General features: G+C 35.3%; 19 protein-coding genes and 1 riboswitch. Of the genes, 6 read left to right on the top strand and 13 right to left on the bottom strand.

Annotated elements, in window-relative coordinates; all coding sequences use genetic code 11:
* Positions 1 to 465: 465 nt before the first annotated feature.
* The 4 genes from F606_RS0104490 to F606_RS0104480 form a co-directional block, all read right to left on the bottom strand.
* On the bottom strand, positions 466 to 1,023 hold the full coding sequence (locus F606_RS0104490; protein WP_019552681.1) for a GNAT family N-acetyltransferase: 558 nt from the start codon (positions 1,021 to 1,023) through the stop codon (positions 466 to 468).
* A gap of 461 nt (positions 1,024 to 1,484) precedes the next feature.
* On the bottom strand, positions 1,485 to 3,206 hold the full coding sequence (locus tag F606_RS0104485; RefSeq protein ID WP_019552679.1) for a methyl-accepting chemotaxis protein: 1,722 nt from the start codon (positions 3,204 to 3,206) through the stop codon (positions 1,485 to 1,487).
* Positions 3,207 to 3,651: 445 nt separating this feature from the next.
* Positions 3,652 to 3,807: a hypothetical protein gene (locus F606_RS23440; protein ID WP_211210028.1), complete on the bottom strand. Its 156-nt coding sequence runs from the start codon at positions 3,805 to 3,807 to the stop codon at positions 3,652 to 3,654.
* Between the two features lie 206 nt (positions 3,808 to 4,013).
* Positions 4,014 to 4,640 (bottom strand): LysE family translocator, encoded by a 627-nt coding sequence (locus tag F606_RS0104480; RefSeq protein ID WP_019552678.1) that lies wholly within the window; start codon positions 4,638 to 4,640, stop codon positions 4,014 to 4,016.
* 678 nt (positions 4,641 to 5,318) lie between these two features.
* Positions 5,319 to 5,402: riboswitch (cyclic di-GMP riboswitch) on the top strand.
* A 233-nt stretch (positions 5,403 to 5,635) separates the two neighbouring features.
* Here F606_RS0104480 and F606_RS0104475 point away from each other — a divergent pair.
* On the top strand, positions 5,636 to 6,556 hold the full coding sequence (locus tag F606_RS0104475; protein WP_019552677.1) for a diguanylate cyclase domain-containing protein: 921 nt from the start codon (positions 5,636 to 5,638) through the stop codon (positions 6,554 to 6,556).
* 156 nt (positions 6,557 to 6,712) lie between these two features.
* Here the strand turns inward: F606_RS0104475 and F606_RS0104470 are convergent, their stop codons facing one another.
* Positions 6,713 to 7,531: a BUD32 family EKC/KEOPS complex subunit gene (locus F606_RS0104470; RefSeq protein WP_019552676.1), complete on the bottom strand. Its 819-nt coding sequence runs from the start codon at positions 7,529 to 7,531 to the stop codon at positions 6,713 to 6,715.
* Between the two features lie 576 nt (positions 7,532 to 8,107).
* Positions 8,108 to 8,611, bottom strand: a complete 504-nt coding sequence (locus F606_RS0104460) for a prolyl-tRNA synthetase associated domain-containing protein (protein ID WP_019552674.1) — start codon at positions 8,609 to 8,611, stop codon at positions 8,108 to 8,110.
* 749 nt (positions 8,612 to 9,360) lie between these two features.
* On the opposite strand from F606_RS0104460, the gene scpB reads away from it, so the two are divergent.
* Together scpB and F606_RS0104445 are read left to right on the top strand one after the other, a co-directional pair.
* Complete coding sequence (scpB, locus tag F606_RS0104450; RefSeq protein ID WP_019552673.1) at positions 9,361 to 10,140, top strand: methylmalonyl-CoA decarboxylase; 780 nt, start codon at positions 9,361 to 9,363, stop codon at positions 10,138 to 10,140.
* A gap of 370 nt (positions 10,141 to 10,510) precedes the next feature.
* Positions 10,511 to 11,446: a DUF1848 domain-containing protein gene (locus F606_RS0104445; protein ID WP_019552672.1), complete on the top strand. Its 936-nt coding sequence runs from the start codon at positions 10,511 to 10,513 to the stop codon at positions 11,444 to 11,446.
* A 249-nt stretch (positions 11,447 to 11,695) separates the two neighbouring features.
* Here the strand turns inward: F606_RS0104445 and F606_RS20560 are convergent, their stop codons facing one another.
* On the bottom strand, positions 11,696 to 12,115 hold the full coding sequence (locus F606_RS20560; RefSeq protein WP_019552671.1) for an AAA family ATPase: 420 nt from the start codon (positions 12,113 to 12,115) through the stop codon (positions 11,696 to 11,698).
* A 102-nt stretch (positions 12,116 to 12,217) separates the two neighbouring features.
* On the opposite strand from F606_RS20560, the gene F606_RS0104435 reads away from it, so the two are divergent.
* The 3 genes from F606_RS0104435 (at position 12,218) to F606_RS0104425 (ending at position 14,364) form a co-directional block, all read left to right on the top strand.
* A complete protein-coding gene (locus F606_RS0104435) occupies positions 12,218 to 13,135 on the top strand; it encodes a helix-turn-helix transcriptional regulator (RefSeq protein ID WP_019552670.1) in 918 nt (305 codons plus the stop codon).
* Positions 13,136 to 13,200: 65 nt separating this feature from the next.
* The gene (locus tag F606_RS0104430) at positions 13,201 to 13,998 is read left to right on the top strand and encodes an SDR family oxidoreductase (protein WP_019552669.1); all 798 of its coding nucleotides are present in this window, start codon (positions 13,201 to 13,203) and stop codon (positions 13,996 to 13,998) included.
* A 24-nt stretch (positions 13,999 to 14,022) separates the two neighbouring features.
* Positions 14,023 to 14,364 carry a nuclear transport factor 2 family protein gene (locus tag F606_RS0104425; protein WP_019552668.1) on the top strand — a complete coding sequence of 114 codons (342 nt, stop codon included), beginning with the start codon at positions 14,023 to 14,025 and terminating at the stop codon, positions 14,362 to 14,364.
* A 349-nt stretch (positions 14,365 to 14,713) separates the two neighbouring features.
* Here F606_RS0104425 and F606_RS0104420 read toward each other — a convergent pair whose 3' ends face one another.
* Genes F606_RS0104420 through F606_RS0104395 form a run of 6 tightly spaced genes read right to left on the bottom strand, consistent with a single transcriptional unit; the run spans position 14,714 to position 18,760 of the window.
* Positions 14,714 to 15,433, bottom strand: a complete 720-nt coding sequence (locus F606_RS0104420) for an EF_0839/AHA_3917 family putative aldolase (RefSeq protein ID WP_019552667.1) — start codon at positions 15,431 to 15,433, stop codon at positions 14,714 to 14,716.
* Positions 15,434 to 15,435: 2 nt separating this feature from the next.
* Positions 15,436 to 16,551, bottom strand: a complete 1,116-nt coding sequence (locus tag F606_RS0104415; RefSeq protein WP_019552666.1) for a DgaE family pyridoxal phosphate-dependent ammonia lyase — start codon at positions 16,549 to 16,551, stop codon at positions 15,436 to 15,438.
* 15 nt (positions 16,552 to 16,566) lie between these two features.
* A complete protein-coding gene (locus F606_RS0104410) occupies positions 16,567 to 17,229 on the bottom strand; it encodes an EF_0833/AHA_3914 family membrane protein (RefSeq protein ID WP_019552665.1) in 663 nt (220 codons plus the stop codon).
* Positions 17,229 to 18,011 carry a DUF4311 domain-containing protein gene (locus tag F606_RS0104405; protein ID WP_019552664.1) on the bottom strand — a complete coding sequence of 261 codons (783 nt, stop codon included), beginning with the start codon at positions 18,009 to 18,011 and terminating at the stop codon, positions 17,229 to 17,231. The genes F606_RS0104410 and F606_RS0104405 overlap by 1 nt, the downstream gene beginning before the upstream one ends.
* Positions 18,012 to 18,035: 24 nt before the next feature.
* A complete protein-coding gene (locus F606_RS0104400) occupies positions 18,036 to 18,374 on the bottom strand; it encodes a DUF4312 family protein (protein WP_019552663.1) in 339 nt (112 codons plus the stop codon).
* A 23-nt stretch (positions 18,375 to 18,397) separates the two neighbouring features.
* Positions 18,398 to 18,760 (bottom strand): SFCGS family glycine-rich protein, encoded by a 363-nt coding sequence (locus tag F606_RS0104395; RefSeq protein WP_019552662.1) that lies wholly within the window; start codon positions 18,758 to 18,760, stop codon positions 18,398 to 18,400.
* Positions 18,761 to 18,771: the final 11 nt, after the last annotated feature.

Genomic DNA, 18,771 nt, shown 5'->3' with positions numbered 1-18,771 from the left:
CAACAACATTCTTAGATTGCAAACACCATTTTTCATCTGATATTAATAACGATTTAAACGCCAGCGGGGACGTTTCTTTTCCGTTATTTTTTCTAAACATTTGCACTCTCCCATAACGCAAAAACAGGCGACTGAAGCCATACCAACTAGCCGTTCAATCGCCTTATAAAAGTTTTACGATATAGTAAATTTTGTTGATTCCAACGAATTTTATTTATTTGCCAAGCATCTTTCATTTCGTCACTTCTTTTCGTATCGATTGCCATGCATTTTATTACAAAAACCGAACAGTTCCATACATCAAGCGTTACAAAAATTCCTGATGTCGACATTAAAATCAACAAAACTTACATTTTTAAATTTATTCAAAATAATTAATTTTTATACAATTATAAACCTTTTTGTCCTATGATTTCAAGTAGAACACAAAAAGAGTATTTTCTCCACCTTTAAAGTGCTGTAGTATTAATCGTTGAACTGTAATTGCAAATATTCATCTTTTAAAATACTCATCGATATAGTATCCCAATATTGACCGTTCGTAAAAAAATGTTTTCGCAGCCGGCCTTCTTCTATGAAACCACATTTTTTATAGCAATTATATGCTCGCAGATTATACTCGTGCAAATTTAACTGAAGCCGATTTAAGTTTAACTTGCTAAAAACATAATCTTGTAAAAGATGAATAGCTTCTGACCCAATTCCCTTATTTTGATTTGATTCAGCAGGAATTACGATTCCAAACTCAGCGAATCGATTTTTCCAATCAATGTGCATAATATCAATTTGCCCCAAATATTTATCTGGTTCTTTTTCAGAAATCACAAAATGGATTTGATCAGAGTATTCATGATTCAAAATAGAATTCAAATAACGCTCCGTATCTTTTTGAGAATGTGGTTGTAAAAATAGATCGGACAAATTATCCGTTATCTTTGCATCATTTACCCATGCCCGCATAAAAGATAAATCTTCCGCTTGGTACTCACGCAGCATAATGTTTTTCCCTAATAATCTTGGCATAAAAAAGCCTCCTTGACTCCCGTTATAGTTTGTAAGCGTTGCTTTCCATCAATAATACCACACTTGGTTTTCCCTGTATTAGTGTCAACGTTAGATCGCATAAAAATAAGTGGCATTAGGATAGTTTTTTTCATAATGGAGTTGTAACTATGGGCATAATTTCACCTTTAATATATAGAATAAATTTCATTTACCCCTTTTATTGGTAAATGTGCTATACTCAAGATGTTGATTCACTGAAGATTGTCTTTATTCTCTCTATGATTGAGCCTAGAGATTCTTTTTTTATCAAGGACAGGTTTTTTTGTTTCAGTAAAAAGAGGTCCCATGATGGATATTTATTTCATCATAGGGCCTCTTTCTTATATACTATTTTATTATGATCTATTGCAAAAATTACGTTAAAGCCAAAAACAACAGCAAAGTTTTAACTTATTCTATCATTAAGTTAGTAAGTCTAATCACACTCTAAACTTTTGTATTTCAGTTTGTAAATCTGCTGCCATTTTTGACAAGTGCGTACTTGCTGATGCTATTTCCTGCATTGAAGCGGATTGTTCTTCTGTTGCAGCTGAAACAGTCTGCGTAGCATCAGCTGTTTTTTTCGTTTCTCCACTAATACTATTTGCCGCAGCAACAACATCTTCAGTTCCACTCGTCAATTCTTCGGTCGCTGCCGATATTTCATTGATTTCATCAGCCACGCCCTTAATCATCGACAATATTTCATTGAAATTCTTACCCGCCAAATCAACAAGTTCCGATCCCATTTTGACTTCACGTTTACTTTCATTCATATAGTTGACGGCGGTTTTTGTTTTGGCCTGTACATCAACAATTAGTTCCGTGATATCTTTTGTCGCACGTGCTGATTGTTCAGCCAGTTTTCTGACTTCGTCCGCAACTACTGAAAATCCCCTGCCAGCGTCACCAGCTCTAGCTGCTTCAATAGCCGCATTTAAAGATAATAAATTCGTTTGCGCTGCAATATTTGAAATTAATCCGACAATGGTATCAATTTGTTTTGATTTCCCCTCTAATTCACCAATGACATCAGCCGTGTCATCCGTTCGTTTTTCAATGGTTCCCATCTGTAAAACAGTTTTTTCTATAGCCCTACTACCTTCTATAGCAGCCGTTGATGTCTTATCTGTCGACCGAGCCACTTCAATGGTATTTTCGGTCACCTGGTGAATCCCCTTTGCCATCTCTTCGACAATGTGATTTGTCTTAACAGCCATTTCCAACTGTTTTTCCGCACCTTTGGCGACTTCTGTAATTGTCTCTGCAACTTGATTAGATGCCTGTGCTGATTGTTCTGCACTAGCGGTTAATTCCTCTGATGCTGCCGCCAATTGTTCGGATGTATTTAGTAATTGCTTAATTAACGCCCGAATATTCCGGTTCATTCGGTCAACGGCTTTTGACAAGACACCAAATTCACTTTTATCTTGCATATTGCTTTCTTCAACATTTTGTGAAAAATCGCCCGCGGCAATTCCGCCTAAGAAATTTACTGATTCGCCTAAACGTTTCATAATTTGCTTTATAATCAAAATTCCTAGACCGGCGCCCACAATAATAGCAAAAATTGTAATAAGTATAAACATCATACTCGCTTTAACAAAATTGTCTTTTGATGCCTGATTCATCTGCTCTGCATTTTTCTTTGATACATCTATAATCGTTTGCAATGTCTTAGATGTTATATCAGCCAAAGGCTCTACGGTTGTCTTATATAATGTATATGCTTCTTTATTTTTATTTTTCGATGCTAAATCAACAACCATATTATTACCGTCACGGTATTGCGTTATATTATTTTGTAACTCCTTGACATTATTTTTTTGTTCTTGTGATAATGGTAATGAATCATATTTTGCTAAAGTTTCTCCTAATAATTTTCTAGAATCTGTTATTTGACCGGATAATTTCTTATTTTCATTCGCATCTGTCGTAATTATGAGATCTAATACATCGGTTCGAACTTTTCGTACATAAAGTTGGCTTTCATATGATAATTGCATTTCTGTTAAATTGTTCTCGTATATCTTATCCGTGTATTCACTGCTTTGCTTCAAATTAATATATCCAATAGAACCCACCAAAACAACAGCAAAACTAAAAACAATGATCAAAATACTAAGTTTTTGCTTAACTTTTAAATTGTTAAACCATTTCATCTTACATCACTCCTTGTATAATTTTATAGATAAAGTATTTCATACTATAAGCAATATACAACCAAATCAAACAATGTTAATTCAATAATATAATTATATTCGTTAATTACACCAAGGCTCTCTAAGATGAAAAGTCCTTTGAATAATTTTACGATAATTATTATTTAACAATTATTATTCACTTTATTAAAAAACATTCTGTACTTTATTGGAAAATCCTTTTAATATTGTAAAAAAATTCTAAATATTATTATAATTTAGAATTAACTTTTTTCTCTTAAAATAAAAAAAGAGGTAGATCCTACATTTTATAGCATTAAAGTGGATTCTTTATCAAAAACAATGGGGGGTTGTCATCTTTTTCTAAACATTTACATTTCACCCCAACGCAAAAACAGACGACTGAAGCCATACTAGTTAGCCATTCAGTCGCCTTATAAAAATCTTACAATATAGTAACTCTTGTTATCCAACGGATTTCACCCATTTGCCAAGCATCTGCCATTTTGCCACTTCTTTTCGTATCGATTGCCATGCATTTTCTTACAAAAAACAAACAGTTCCATACTTCAAGCGTTACAAGAATTCTTGATGTCGACATAAAAATCAACAAAACTTACATTTTGACTTTATTCAAAAGGATTAATTTTTATACAATTATAAACTTTTTGTCCTATGATTTCAATTGAGCACAAGAAAAAATGCTTCTCATATTATTTTTAGTATCTTTTCTCAATAAACTATATTTAAGACACACAACTTTCTCTTGAATATAGTTTATTGATACCTATTATAATTTAGTTATGACTATTTCCGTTCCGAAAAAGCCACCCGCAATCCAAAACCTATAAAAATTGCCCCTGTTACCCAATTGAAATATGCCTGTATTCTATCATTTTTTCCAATCCAAAAGCGTAACTTTTCAGCTAAGACAGCATACATGCTCATTACAAAAAAGCCCATAATAACAAAGCTTGAACCAAGCAAAATCATTTGCTGTTGGGCATAAACACTTTGATTATCAATAAATTGAGGTAAGAAACTCACAAAAAATAATGTCGTCTTCGGATTTAATGCGGAGGTTAAGAATCCAGTGAAAAACAGTTTTTTACCTTTAGTTGGTTTCTCTGATGGGTTTACCAGCATCCGCTGTTTATTTAGAAAACACTGTATTCCGACATAAAATAAATAACTAGCACCAAACATTTTGACGATAAAAAACATCAACGCAGATACTTGTAATAATGCTGCCAAACCTAGAGATGCTGCTAATACTTGAACCAAATCTCCGGTTGATGCTCCCATCACTGCCTTAAATGCGGATTTACGCCCCTCATTCATTCCCTTCGTAACAACGTATATTGTATTTGGTCCAGGTGATATAAGGAGAAGAAACGATACAGAAATAAATAGATATATATTAGTCATTTCCATATAGAAAACACCTCTTCATTATTTATTTTGCTAAACGTCAATGGGAATGTTATTCTGAAAACAGCTCCAGAAAAATCCGTACTAAACAAACCTAATTAAATAGGCATTTTAGATATCAATTTTTATTGAGAAACAATGAGATCGTTTGTTTTTTGTCATCTTTTTCTAAATGTTTGCATTTCCCACAACGCAAATACAGACGACTGAAACCATACTATCGAACCGTTCAGTCGACTTATAAAAATCGAACAATTCCATACTTCAAGCGTTACAAGACTTATTGAAATCGACATAAAAACCAACAAAACTTACATTTTAAATTTATTCAAAAATATTCAATTACTGTATAATTTTAAAACTTTCATCCCATGATTGCAAGATAAAAATAGAGGTTAAGATAAACATCACCTAGACCTAAAGTTATCTAAGAACAATTGTAATACTATTTTATCCGGCCCAATAAAAAATCCACTCCGAAGAATGAATGATTGTATTTGATAAAATCTTATCCTTTTTACCAGTTAGATCAATGACAGATATGTATTTTCATGTACCATATCTGGCTAATTTAGCTATGATCTTATATTAATTTAATTGCAATTTAGCGAAAAATACTATATTATGAATTAGTGAAAAATTGTTAAAACTATTAAATATCTTTTCTTAAAAAATTTTTTATGATATTATTGGCAAACTTGTTGAAAAACAAGGGCGCAAAACTATGGGTCTAAAGAAATATTCTATGACTGCCAGGTTGCATAAGCGAATCGTGTATAAAATATACCGATATCCTATGTACTGGCAGTATTTTTTTGTAAAAAACACGATGAAAAGATATAGACTTAAATAAATCCGTGGGAATTTCAATCAGATTTTGTATGGGGTGAATATCTTCATTTAGAATTTTAATGATTCACGCAAGAAATATTACTGGGAATAAAACATTGCAAGACAAACTTCTCTGAAAATAAAAATAACTTATGAGGTGCTCTAGTATGGATTTTTCTAAGGCTTGTATTTTGGTTGTTGATGATTCACCATTTATTATAACTAAATTAAAAAAAATGTTGCAAGATGATTACACTGTTGTAAGTGTTTCGTCAGGACAAGAAGCATTGCACTTTTTAGAACTAAAAAATGTAGACCTGATTTTACTTGACCTTTTATTGCCGGATCTAAGTGGGTATGATGTCTGCAAGCAGTTAAAAAATAATGATAAAACGAAAAACATCCCTGTGATTTTCATTTCAGTTAAAGATGCAATTGATGATCAACTCAATGGTTTTGAGTTGGGTGCTATTGATTATATCGTGAAACCTGTGGTTGAACCAATTTTAAAAGCCAAAATAAAAAATTATTTGGAATTAAAAAAACGCAATGACAAATTAGAACGATCCGCTCTTGTTGATGAACTTACGAATATAGCAAATCGGCGATATTTTAATAAGGCATTAAATCAAGCGTGGAACCATGCATTAAGAAAGCATGGGTATTTGTCATTACTTTTTATCGACATTGATTTTTTTAAAGCTTATAATGATTTTTATGGACATTTAGAAGGTGATCATTGCTTACAGCAAGTTGCAAATGCATTAAAAAAATCGATTCATCGCCCAAATGATATGGCTGCACGCCATGGTGGTGAAGAATTTACTGTGATTTTACCGGATACGAATGTACCAGGAGCCGTTAAGATAGCTCAACATATAAATAATAATATTGCCAATCTGAAAATCCCACATGTAATGTCAAAAACCAACACTTATGTAACGGTGAGTACAGGCATAATATCTATGATTCCTACTAACACCCTTAATTGTATAGATTTTGTCAATAAAGCAGATATGGCTATGTATGAATCTAAAAAAAATGGACGTAATAGGATCACCGTTATAGATGCTGACTTGAATAAATAAAGGTTGTTTCACGAAATCAGTTCGTATGAGCTTCTTATGTAAAATCGATAGGAAACCTATTCACGCAAGACAAGTAAGCCTTTTGGTGTATGCAAGTCGAATGGAATAGGGTTTTATTATGTTTCAAAAAATTGAGAGCAAGCCAAAAGCATTATGTTATCGAATGGTTGCGGACTTTCTTCTTTCCATAAGAATCAAACAATAAAGAGCATGCAATGTACGATATATGTTTTTTGCATCAGTTCCCATATAAGGATATGTATATCTCAGTAAAAAATATAAAAATTTCAGATCTGCCGCCTCTTGCAAAACACATTTCCAGATTAGCTGAGACGCATACTTGCGATAAGAAAGTATCGCTAAATAAATTAGTCGTACACTCCCTACTTCTCGAAACAAACTATGTATATAAATCAGCACGTCACGAACCATACACTGTTGAATCGAGAGGATACTCCCAGAATTTTCTTCAAAATCTAAAAAGCCGACTTTTTCCCCATCCCAAGTAAAATCTTTTAAAGCCGGACGTCCATGATATAAATTTTTTAAATGCATTTCTGCAAGTGCTCTTGAGGTACTTTGCAAAATATGCATTTTTGTATTTATTTTTACTTTATTACTTTGAAGTAACTCTCTGACAGGCTTCCCTGTATCACTTATAGCTATCCAATCTTTTCCCTGTGCCAATAGTTGCGGTACAAAAACACCTTGTGTACAAAGAAATTTCAATCGTTTCGCTTCTATTTTCAAAGCTTTCAAACCATCTATTTCAAGAGTAGGCGAAATTAAAGGATTTTTGATTAATCTAGATAACCATTTAGCAACCCGAAGCCAAATGGAATACTTCACTTTTTCTGCCTGCTTTATCCAAATTTTATGACCCTGCCACTCAAAAGCCGATACACGTTTACCTGAATACCTCTGTAAATGAATTTTAATACATTGATAAAGATCCATTTTGCTTTTATTTTCCAAACTAAACACCTTCTCAAACTAGAACACGAATTGTACCATAATAGTTAAAACCATTTTTATAATGTAGAGATACATACAATCCCGCATGTTTCCTATAGTAAATAGTACACAACTATTTACTATATTCTATATTTAATTCTTTTCCAGTTGAAAAATTCCTGCTGAATATAATTTTTTTTATAAAAAGGCATAATAACAATAATACAAAAAAATAAAGAAAAAAATAAATTTATATAACTTATGCTGAAAGATTTTTTTCATCTTTCTTTTGAAAGAATTCAATAAAATTAAGATAGTCCAAAAGCTTTTTTCAAATTTCATATTGTATATCTCTTCTTTCATAATACTCAGAATATATTAAAACCATATTTATTATATTCTGAACTTATGAAAATAACTAGAGAGTACAAATATCTAAGAAACACATAATACTAAACCTAAAACATCGTACTAGAAGCGTTGCACTTTCTTTTACAACGCAAAAACAGACGACTGAAACCATACTATCCAGCCGTTCCGTCGTCTTATAAAAATCTTAAGATATAGTAAAGCTTGTTTATTACAACGGATTTCACCTCAAATATCACATAGGATAATGGGATTTCCATTATTTTTAATCAATTCAATAAGTGCTTCAAAACGCAAAAAAACTGTTTTACTGTTGTCCATTGGATGAACCCCTATCGTTTTACCTTGTAAATTTTTATCGAATACTACGATGACATTTTTTTCTTTGTTATTCATCACCCCAAGTGGTGTCACATTTCCTTTTTTCAAAAGCAGCTTTTCATATAACATATCTTCACGAGCAAAACTCAACCTGCGACTGGGGATTTTTTCACTAAGATCTTTCAAATCTATCTTTTTGTGTCCTGGAAGTGTCACCAAATAATAGTTTTTCTTCTTATCATCACGCAAAAAAAGATTTTTTACAATATCCTCTTTATTCGGAATAGCCAATGCTTCTAAATCATCAATGCTATAGGCTGGCGCATGTTGATAAAATTCAAAAGAAATATTTTTTTCATTTAAAAAATCAATAATATCCTGTGCCGTAAAAAACTCGCGTAAAACATCCATTTTTATTTTGCCTCCCGGTAAATATTTACATATATCTTAATTATTTTATTTCATTTCAAAAATTTTTTTTAAATAAACCATATCGATCAACTGCTTTCCTGCTTCAAAGATGAGATGGTCATAATTTTCCACATATTCTACTAGTTATCCACCACCGTTCTACCACAATACAGGTAGAATAGTGGTAGATAATATAAAATTTATTAATACAGTTAGCGTTCTCAACATACTTATTTTTTATCGTATTTTGTTAAATATTTAGATCTTTCATGGCGCAAAAATAGACGACTGAAACCATACTATCGAGCCATTCAGTCGCCTTATAAAAACGGTTACATAGTTAATTGTCGAAAGGATTCTTACTGTCCGTGACCTCTTGAATAATAACAATCGGATCAGATATAAACCCGCCATGACTCGTTCTACCGACTTTTTGCTTTTAACATATACCATTGACTGTTCAACCATACAGCCCTTCATCGGTTATCTTCTATTTCATATTTCTATCCCAATTTCACTCTATTCAGCAGTTTACATCAATTTCAATCAGCAGTTTGCATAAATTATATTCAGCAATTTACGAAACAACATTACCAAACAATTCTTTTTAGAAATAAAGATTATAACTATTCGATATTTCATTGATTTTTTGTATAGTGCTATAATAAAAAACCGTTAGATGTTTTAAAAATATATAACAAAAATAATTATATATGCTTAATTTAAAGTATATCAGGGGAGAAATTGTTATGTCATTAATACAAATTGAAACAGAAAAGAAAATAGGAATTATTACATTGAATAATTCAAAAAAATTAAATGCATTAAGCGCTGAACTTGTCAGTGAAATTGTTGAAGCTCTTGATAGATTGCAAAAAGAAAAAATTCGCATCGTTATTTTGCGTGCCCCAGAGAATACGAAAGTTTGGTCAGCCGGACATGATGTAAAAGAATTGCCATTGAAAATGAGAGATCCATTAAGCTACTATGATTCTCTTGAAATACTGTTACGTTCTGTTGAAGAATACCCAGGCCCGGTAATTGCTATGATACATGGTAGTGTTTGGGGCGGTGCCTGTGATCTGATCATGACTTGTGATATGGTAATTGCCGATAAAACTGCCAAATTTGCCATGACTCCAGCAAAACTTGGTGTTCCGTATAATTCGACAGGCATCTTGCATTTTATTAATCGTCTTCCGATTAATATCGCTAAAGAAATGTTTTTCACGGCTGAATTGATGGATGCTGACAGGGCCTTAAGTGTAGGAATCATCAATCATTTAGTCGAAGAATCCGAATTATTTTCTTTTACGCTAAAATTAGCTGCGACAATTAGTACGCGATCACATTTGTCTATAGAAGTAATCAAAGAACAATTTCGTGTATTATCAAAAGCATATGCAATTACGCCGTCTGCTTTTGAACGGGTGCAAGGCTTGCGTAGAAAAGTTTATGACAGCCATGATTATGAAGAAGCAATCACTGCTTTTTTAGAAAAACGGCCTGCCAATTTTAAAGGGGAATAAACCAAAAACTGAATGAAATACACCTGTTGTATTTGCTTCGGTTATGATTTATAACAACTGCTACGAAAAAAGGATTTTCGATGCCACTATAGCTCGAAAATCCCTTTTTCGTTCTTAGAATTATGTGAGACAAGATCCCCGCCCCGCTGCTCTTTGAAAATTATCGCCTAGTCTTATATGCATCTGTATACCAAAAGGTATCTTGAATACAATTGGGAAGTTTTGTTTTTGTCATTTCCATCAAATTTGTCACATACAAAGATGTTTTTCAAATATTTCATAATAACACACTCCGATCCACATCAAAAACGGTACTTCTTACACTGCAGCGTTTATAATTAAAATAGCTAAATTACAAAGGAGGTCTCCTATGATTATCAGTGCCAGCCGTCGGACAGACATTCCAACGTACTATTCCGAATGGTTTTTTAATCGAATCAAAGAAGGGTATGTTCTTGTTCGAAACCCCATGAATTTTCATCAGATCAGCAAAATAAATTTGCTTCCGAACGTTGTCGATGGAATTGTATTTTGGACAAAAAACCCGATTCCGCTGCTTAGTCGACTTTCAGACTTAGATGCCTACACGTATTATTTCCAATTCACTCTTACTGCGTATGGAAAAGATGTAGAACCAAATGTTCCATCAAAAAGCCATGTTATTATACCTTCTTTTCAAAAGCTTTCTTCTTTGATTGGCAAAGATAAAATCATATGGCGGTACGACCCTGTTTTTTTTAATAAAACGTACACAATGGAATATCACTGTAAATATTTTAAAAGCCTTGCAGAAAAGCTCCACAATTATACCGAAAAATGCACCGTGAGTTTTCTTGATTTATATAGAAACACTCACCATAATATGCAATGCCTCAATATAAATCCCGAAACGCAGCAACAGCAAATTGAAATAATGCAGCGTTTTGCAAAAATAGCAAAAGAGTTTGGAATTAAGCTGGATACATGTGCCGAAAAACTTAACCTTGATGTCTTTGGCATTGCTCATGCCCATTGTATTGACAAAAATCGATTTGAACAAATAGGAAACTATAAACTAGACATTGCAAAAGACAAAAATCAAAGACCTGAATGCGGTTGTAGTTCCAGTATTGATATTGGAACTTATAATACTTGTAAAAATGGCTGCTTATATTGCTATGCAAACTATAACAACAGCACCGTAACAAAAAATTTTGCAATTCATAATCCAAGCTCACCACTTTTATTTGGCGAAATTGGACCCACTGATGAAATAAAAGATCGTACGGTTCGATCTTTTAAAGATTGGCAGTGCCAGCTTTTATAACGCTTTATTATATACGGTTGTCCTCTAAAAGCACCAGCAGAAATGCTTCTTTTTTGTCATTTTTTGCTAAATATTCACATTGTATCCAGCACTATAACATCCGTTATTAACGTTTCAGTTCAAATGGCATGAATTTTCCCAATAGAATTGAATGGCAAAAAAGCACCCATCTCCACATGAATTGACCCCTGTCCATTGGATAGGGGTCAATTCATTAATATACTTTTCTTGTAATTGAATTTTGATTTATTATTCATCCAACTTCATAAGTTCATTAAGCATCATCTTATAATGATTAAAAAAATTTTTAGTTATAGTAAAATGATCTGTGTCTTCATATTTAATCCGATTTATCCCATTATTATCGATGTTATAAATATAAGAGTTAGGATACGATAACAGCATTGGCGAATGTGTCGCTATAATGAATTGCGAATTATTTGAAGCTAATTCATGAATTCGGCTAATCAAACTTAATTGTCGCATCGGAGATAACGCCGCTTCTGGTTCGTCAAGGATATAGAGCCCTTTGCCTAAAAAACGATGCAAAAATAACGACATAAAGGATTCGCCATGCGACTGGTGATGTAAAGACTTATCGCCGTATCCATATCCTACGCCTAATTCTTCAATATTCGTTGCTACGTTGTAAAAGCTCTCGGCGCGCAAAAAATAAGAATCTCTCGGCCGTTTGATCCCTTTTCGCAAGACCAGGTAACTCGACATACTATTGTCAAGTTATATGTTTTATACTTAAATGGAGGTGATAAAATGAAAATTAGCAGACTCTTTCAAATTATATATATCATTCTTGAAAAAGGCATAGTAACGGCCCCCGAGCTAGCCAAACGTTTTGAAGTATCTGTTCGGACGATCTATAGAGATGTTGATGCATTAAGCCAAGCTGGAATTCCCATTTATGCAAACCAGGGCAAAGGCGGTGGAATTTCTCTAACTGAAAAGTTTATCCTCAATAAGTCTCTTCTTTCTGAAAAAGAGCAGGATGAAATTTTGATTGCTTTACAGAGCTTAGCCGCTGTCAGATATCCAGAATTCGATGATATATTATTAAAATTAAGCAACTTATTTTTAAAAAGCAAAGTTAACTGGATAGAAGTAGAATTTTCGTCCTGGGGAAGTGATCAAAAGCAAAAAGAGGTATTCAGTCTGCTCAAAAACGCCATACTGAAACAGCAAGTCATTGCGTTTTCCTATTTCAATGTTGCTGGTGAAAAAAGTGATCGCCGTGTTGAACCTATAAAGCTGCTTTTCAAGGATAAATCATGGTATCTGAAAGGATACTGCCTACAACGAATGTCCTGTCGAACTTTTAAAATAACACGTATGTCAGATGTTCAACCTACAGGCGACCCTTGCAGCCATGTCGCTTCACAGGAACAGACTGCGACAGTCTCATCAAATGATGCTGCTCCTGCTGCCATTTCCCTTAAACTTAAAATATCAGCAAAGGGAGCTTACCGGGTATATGATGATTTCTCTGAAAAAGATATTATAAAAAATGAAGACGGCTCCTATACTGTCAATGCTTCTATGCCGAGTGGTGAATGGATTTTCAATTACCTTTTTTCTTTTGGGCCGCTGCTTGAAGTTATAGAACCTCCGAGTATACGTTTAGAGATGAAAACTCGCATTAAAAACATGGCAAATAAATATTCACCCATAACCTGACGTACTGTAGTCAAGTTTTATTGGATATACTAGACATGTAACTCAATTGAAGGGAGGAATACATTTTGGAAAATCAAAATTTATTAGATTTCAGCAAGGAACTCGAAGGCAAACGGATACTTGTTACGGGTGGAACCAAAGGGATTGGTCAGGCTATTGTTAATCGTTTGCTAAAATCGGGAGCAACCATAATAACTACAGCACGAACAATTCCTGACAACTTACCAAAATCCGTAGGATTCATTCAATCTGACGTTAAAACACCTGAAGGTACTGAAAAAATAATTAAGGAAACCTTGAAAAATCTTAAAGGATTAGATATTTTGATTAATAATGCAGGCGGTTCGTCAACCTCTACTGCAGGAGCTTTAGCACTAAGTGACGAAGACTGGCTGACAAATTTTAATGGGAATCTTTTTTCATCTGTACGTTTGGATCGAGGTTTTTTACCATCTATGCTCGAACAACATAAGGGAGTTATTATTCATATAACATCTATTCAGCGCAGACTTCCCGGAAAAATGACAATGGCATATTCCGCAGCCAAGGCTGCTCTGACTAATTACAGTAAAAATCTTGCAACTCAGTTTGGTTCAGAAGGCATTCGCATAAATACTGTCGCTCCCGGATTTACGGAGACGAAGACAGCAGAACACCTGATTGAAAGGATGGCCGAAAACTCAAAAAGTGATTATAATTCAGCCCGACAAGAGTTAATGGATGTTCTCGGCGGTATACCACTGGGACGCCCGGCAAAACCAGAAGAAATTGCGGAACTTGTTGCCTTTCTCGTATCAGACAGAGCTTCCTATATCACAGGTAGTGAGCATATCATTGACGGCGGAATCATCCGCACGATCTAGCACTTTAATAAGGAGTCTAAAAATATGAATTTAAATGAAATACCGCAAGTGATTAACAGTTTTATCACGGCTACTAACAAACCTGATGCGGACGCATATTTAGATTGTTTTGCTGAGGATGCAATAGTTCTTGATGAAGGTCAAAAAAAATACGGAAAATCTGCTATAAAAAAATGGAGCGACGAAAATCAGTTTGCGTTAGACGTAAGGCTGGAGCCCAAGCAGATTAAACAGGATTCGAATGAAATAATTATTACTTTTAAATTAGATGGAAACTACAATAAAAATGGTTTACCGGATCCTTTGCTACTGGATTTCCATTTCAGTATAAAGGATGATAAAATTATCGAATTATCAATTTATTAAACATTTAGAAGTTGGTGAATTTCTATCATAAACATCTCATCAGGCTGGATAGCATCATACAGGCTATAGAGTATGCATCATCTAATTATAGAAAACAAACGGGTGCCTGGGCAAAACAAAAATTTGCAAAAATAAAAAGTGACATAAGTTCATATTTTTATTAACATAATATCTTACCTTTTGATTTTCTTTGGAGAACAAATTAAAATAATGCAGGGCCAGTTGACCCTGCATTACAAACAAAACTCCATTGATTCTTTTCTACATAACTTCTTGTTTTGTATGATAAAAGCACCTCAATACTAGTGTTTTTATCATCGATTTTATATCGCATTTTTTAAAGTTCATCTCAGCGTAACTTTAAAAGCTTTTCCAGTGAATCTTTTACTTGAGACGGTTCTGTTTTTCCTGTGTTTTTGTCGACAAAAGCAGTATAAACATGAGGAACTATGGTTTGTGCGCCGTTTTCCAAACAAACTTTGACAACAGCTTCTATAGATTGAGCATCAATCCCGCCCGTTGGTTCAAACATAGTAATACCAGCATTTACAGCCGCCTTTACCATGGCAGCAACTTCATCGAGATGTTTGGCTCCGCCTATTGGATAAAATTTTACCGAAGGAATATGTAACTCTTTCAATGCTGCTGCAGCAGCCTCACAACTAATGTATTCATTAAAAACCTGACTTTCCGGTCCCGTAAGAATAGATACTTTTCCCACTATACCGCTTGGCTTGATTAAGGCATTGACAATGGTATCTTCACTTCCTGCAGCTTTAAGTGCGGCAAGCGTATAGCCAGCTCCAGGATAGACCTGATTTACATGTGCTGGTTTTGTCAAAACAGCTGTTTCTACAACCTTATGCCACATCAACGGATCTGCTCCCCCAAGCCCAACCGACACGGGTATACCTAAGCGCTGCATTTCTCTAACCGCATCCGCTGCTGCTTCTGCCGTTGGAAAAGGTTTTACCATCACACCAATATAAACATTTCCATTGGTGGCTTCCACTATTTCTTTCGCATTTTGTGCATCTGCTGCCAGTACATTTATTTTTATCGTTACCATTTTTATTTATTCCCCTTTGCTTGTGCTAAAATTTCTTTAAAACGATCTGCTATAATATTTTCCTGTCCTTCCAGCAAAGGCCTCGGATCTATAAAGATCTGTCCCTGTGACAGGCAATAATTTCTCGTATGAATGGCTGGATTTCCTGTTTCTAATTTTTGAGCAATCACAGTTGCACTTATCCCTGTGATCTTGGCATCAATATCAAGTCTTGCCCGATAAATTTCTCTGCCAGCTTCATCCTGTGCAATACTTCCTGTAATCCCCGGAATATTTTTCAATTCAGCTAAAAGCAGTTTCATACGTTTTTTTTGCTGCTCTGCATTTGGTTTTTTTGCCGCATATTTATCCAGTGCAGTAAGTAGTCCAATAATGCTTTCTTTGCCGGTTTTCATAGGACGACCTATTCCCTGATACTGCATACGGCAGGCCTGACAAAGCTCACTGCGCCCGCAAATAAAACCGGAAGTCGGTCCTTCCAGTGCTTTACCTCCACTATATATAACAAGATCGGCTCCCAATTTTATATATTTGTGTAAATCCTCCTCAGCAGCTGCATCAATAATGAGCGGCAATTTATACCGATGTGCGATATCCAGCATCGTTTCAATTGATACCATACCTTTTTGTACAGCATGATGTGACTTAATATAAAAGAGAGCTGCTGTTTTTTCATTTATGGCATTTTCAATGTTTTGTGCAACAACGAGATTAGCCGTTCCCACTTCTATCGGTTTCCCGCCTCCCAGCTTCATCATCTGAGTCACACGGGCTCCAAAGTTGACGGCATGCCCTTTTTGCAGGATAATTTCATTTTTAAGGCCTTCACTATCTGGCAGATTTTCTATAATATCAAGATTGATACCACTAATTACAGCAGCTGTACTGATGGCAATGCCCGCAGCCGCACCACAAGTTGGACAGCCATCTTCCGCCCCCGTTGCTTGTGCAATAAACTTTCCAGCTGACGGTAAAAGTTCTGCAATTTCAACATAGTCCATGGCAGCCTGTGCCATGGCATCTGCAACATCCTTATCAACCGCACTAGCACCTAAAACCGTCATTTTTCCACAGCCATTTATAACTTTACGTGGACCATACTGTTCAAAAACACTCATCTTTTTATCTCCTTCTTATTTTGTCATAATTGGAAAAAGCGCCCCTAAAATCATAGCTCCGATAATAGCCCCACCGGCAATTGGTTTTTTCCATGCATAAAACGCAGCAGCACCAATGGTTGCCCCAATTCCCACTGGAATGGACGCCATTGCCGCCGCAATAACGATCATCGGCCCCAAATATCGGCCTGAAGCATTACCAGCTCCCATCATGACATCCGCACCAAAAGTAGATTCATTGGAAGCAACTGTGTATTTTCGAATGATAATAATAATACAGCCTATGACAAGTCCAATAACCGCTCCCGTCAAAAGTGCCAACGGAAAAGACTCTAAAGGTCCTGTAATTCCCATACTCAAAAAGATTGCCGGAACACCGATACCTACTCCTGTCATAATAGAGCCGCCAATATCCAATATTCCTACTAGCGGACCTTCCAAAATACGGGCAAAGAGAAAGCTTGCACCAAAAGCCGCTGCAGCTCCGAAACTTCCACCCTTAAGCCCTGCTTCGAGCATAGCCACAATTGCAATTTCATTGAATGCACCGATATGATATACGTAATACATATGTGTACCAGCAAATACACCAGCTGCCAAAAATGCTGTAAAGATAGGAAATGCCCACTCCGATAACCAAAACCCTGTCTGTAAATCTTCATTATTATCCACTATCATCACGCCCCTGCTTTAAATAATGCATGAAATGCTTTAAGTCCGTCTGGAACATCAACATAAAATTCCGTAAGAAGTTTTATATCAAATTCCCGGAAAAATCCGCTTAAAACAAATAGCAAAACCACTGCTACTACTAAAATTCTGGTAATGTGGTTCCAGCCACCATCATCAACGCCTTTACCAATCAGAATGCCCAAGACAATCCCCGGTACAGCGTTTCCCATAACAAGGTGCGACAGCCCCCCTAGTACCGTGCCCCAAACTCCGGTTCTTCTTCCAGCATCAAGAGCTGCCATCCAAAATACAATCGGCATTACAAGGTTAATAAGCCAATTTGCTGCCGGTACAAGCACTTTTGTTGCAATAAGCTGCAAAGCTGGTGGTATAGCAACTGCCGTCGAATTCATAAGACCAATGACTACTGCACCTATAACAGCTCCCGTCACTGCCATTTTTGCCGGGTTATGTAGAGTTTCCGCTACATTCTTGTTACGCATCAAAAGAATAGCGGCGGACCAGTTCGGTATAATGCGATGAACTACATCCTGAGTAAAGGCTCCTGTTCCAACAATAGATGCCCATGAATTAAACAAAAAACCCAAACCAAACGAAAAATGTGCAATGGGATCACCTTCGCAAGCGTTCAATTCTCCCAAGGTGCGAAAAGCTCCCATGCCCTGTGCCTGCGGCGCATGAAACATTCGAGCAGCGCCTGCGCCTACAGCAAAACCCATACAGGCACCAATAATAACAGATTTCATCAGAATTTCTATAAAGTCCATATTTTAACCCCTTTCCTATGCGTCCTATCTCATTTCCAATATATGTTGAACTACCGATAATTTTTCCTCTTCGTGACGATATTTTATTGTATCTGTCAAAAAAGCACTGAGTTTTACCGTAATTTCCACTGTTATCTTGTATAATTTACGTTTACGTGGAAACAGCATACCTAAAAATCGTTCTGTATGAACCGAAATCACTGCATCTTTTATGTCCATTTTCTTTGGTTCTATCTGCAGCAATATTCCTGGATACTTTTTTTCCAATTCTGGTTTAATACGACTAAAAATGTCTTGAAAAGATTCTTTCTCAGTCTCACCTGTACCTTCTATTTGCAAAACTTCCTCATGAACAACCAACATATTACTTCCACCTCCTTACAATGTCACACTTTACTTTTTTTAATAAAGGCTTCGGCTAATCTTTGTCCTAGTTCTTCAAGATCCATAAAACCAAAACCTACAACCTGTGCACCATTTTTTATTGCAGTAATTCCTGCCTCAATAGATCGAAGTCCAAACTCAGCTGAATAACCATATTTTGACTTTGCCGTAATTGCGCCAGCACCGCCGCTACCACAAAAAGAAATACCAAAATCTGCTTTATTTTGATTCATATAGTCTCCGACTTTCATGTCCGCGCCAACACCTGGAATTAATATAGCTTCTGCACCTGCTGCCTCAACGCCAGCAGCGACTCTTTTGCCTTTACCAAGGCGATCTCCAATTACTACTTTTATTTTTTCCATAATAAATCACT

This window comes from Propionispira raffinosivorans DSM 20765 (genome assembly GCF_000381065.1).
GTDB lineage: Bacteria > Bacillota > Negativicutes > Selenomonadales > Selenomonadaceae > Propionispira > Propionispira raffinosivorans.
The sequence above is the reverse complement of the archived record's forward strand: the minus strand, read 5'-3'. Positions and strand labels throughout refer to the sequence as shown.

What these genes read in the sequence shown, in the direction of transcription:
- F606_RS0104485 (WP_019552679.1), bottom strand. Translation starts at nt 3,206, where the DNA reads ATGAAATGGTTTAACAATTTAAAAGTTAAGCAAAAACTTAGTATTTTG.
- F606_RS0104435 (WP_019552670.1), top strand. Translation starts at nt 12,218, where the DNA reads ATGAAAATTAGCAGACTCTTTCAAATTATATATATCATTCTTGAAAAA.
- F606_RS0104475 (WP_019552677.1), top strand. Translation starts at nt 5,636, where the DNA reads ATGGATTTTTCTAAGGCTTGTATTTTGGTTGTTGATGATTCACCATTT.
- scpB (WP_019552673.1), top strand. Translation starts at nt 9,361, where the DNA reads ATGTCATTAATACAAATTGAAACAGAAAAGAAAATAGGAATTATTACA.
- F606_RS0104490 (WP_019552681.1), bottom strand. Translation starts at nt 1,023, where the DNA reads ATGCCAAGATTATTAGGGAAAAACATTATGCTGCGTGAGTACCAAGCG.
- F606_RS23440 (WP_211210028.1), bottom strand. Translation starts at nt 3,807, where the DNA reads ATGTCGACATCAAGAATTCTTGTAACGCTTGAAGTATGGAACTGTTTG.
- F606_RS0104420 (WP_019552667.1), bottom strand. Translation starts at nt 15,433, where the DNA reads ATGGTAACGATAAAAATAAATGTACTGGCAGCAGATGCACAAAATGCG.
- F606_RS0104460 (WP_019552674.1), bottom strand. Translation starts at nt 8,611, where the DNA reads ATGGATGTTTTACGCGAGTTTTTTACGGCACAGGATATTATTGATTTT.
- F606_RS0104410 (WP_019552665.1), bottom strand. Translation starts at nt 17,229, where the DNA reads ATGATAGTGGATAATAATGAAGATTTACAGACAGGGTTTTGGTTATCG.
- F606_RS0104400 (WP_019552663.1), bottom strand. Translation starts at nt 18,374, where the DNA reads ATGTTGGTTGTTCATGAGGAAGTTTTGCAAATAGAAGGTACAGGTGAG.
- F606_RS0104405 (WP_019552664.1), bottom strand. Translation starts at nt 18,011, where the DNA reads ATGGACTTTATAGAAATTCTGATGAAATCTGTTATTATTGGTGCCTGT.
- F606_RS0104395 (WP_019552662.1), bottom strand. Translation starts at nt 18,760, where the DNA reads ATGGAAAAAATAAAAGTAGTAATTGGAGATCGCCTTGGTAAAGGCAAA.
- F606_RS0104425 (WP_019552668.1), top strand. Translation starts at nt 14,023, where the DNA reads ATGAATTTAAATGAAATACCGCAAGTGATTAACAGTTTTATCACGGCT.
- F606_RS0104415 (WP_019552666.1), bottom strand. Translation starts at nt 16,551, where the DNA reads ATGAGTGTTTTTGAACAGTATGGTCCACGTAAAGTTATAAATGGCTGT.
- F606_RS0104480 (WP_019552678.1), bottom strand. Translation starts at nt 4,640, where the DNA reads ATGGAAATGACTAATATATATCTATTTATTTCTGTATCGTTTCTTCTC.
- F606_RS0104445 (WP_019552672.1), top strand. Translation starts at nt 10,511, where the DNA reads ATGATTATCAGTGCCAGCCGTCGGACAGACATTCCAACGTACTATTCC.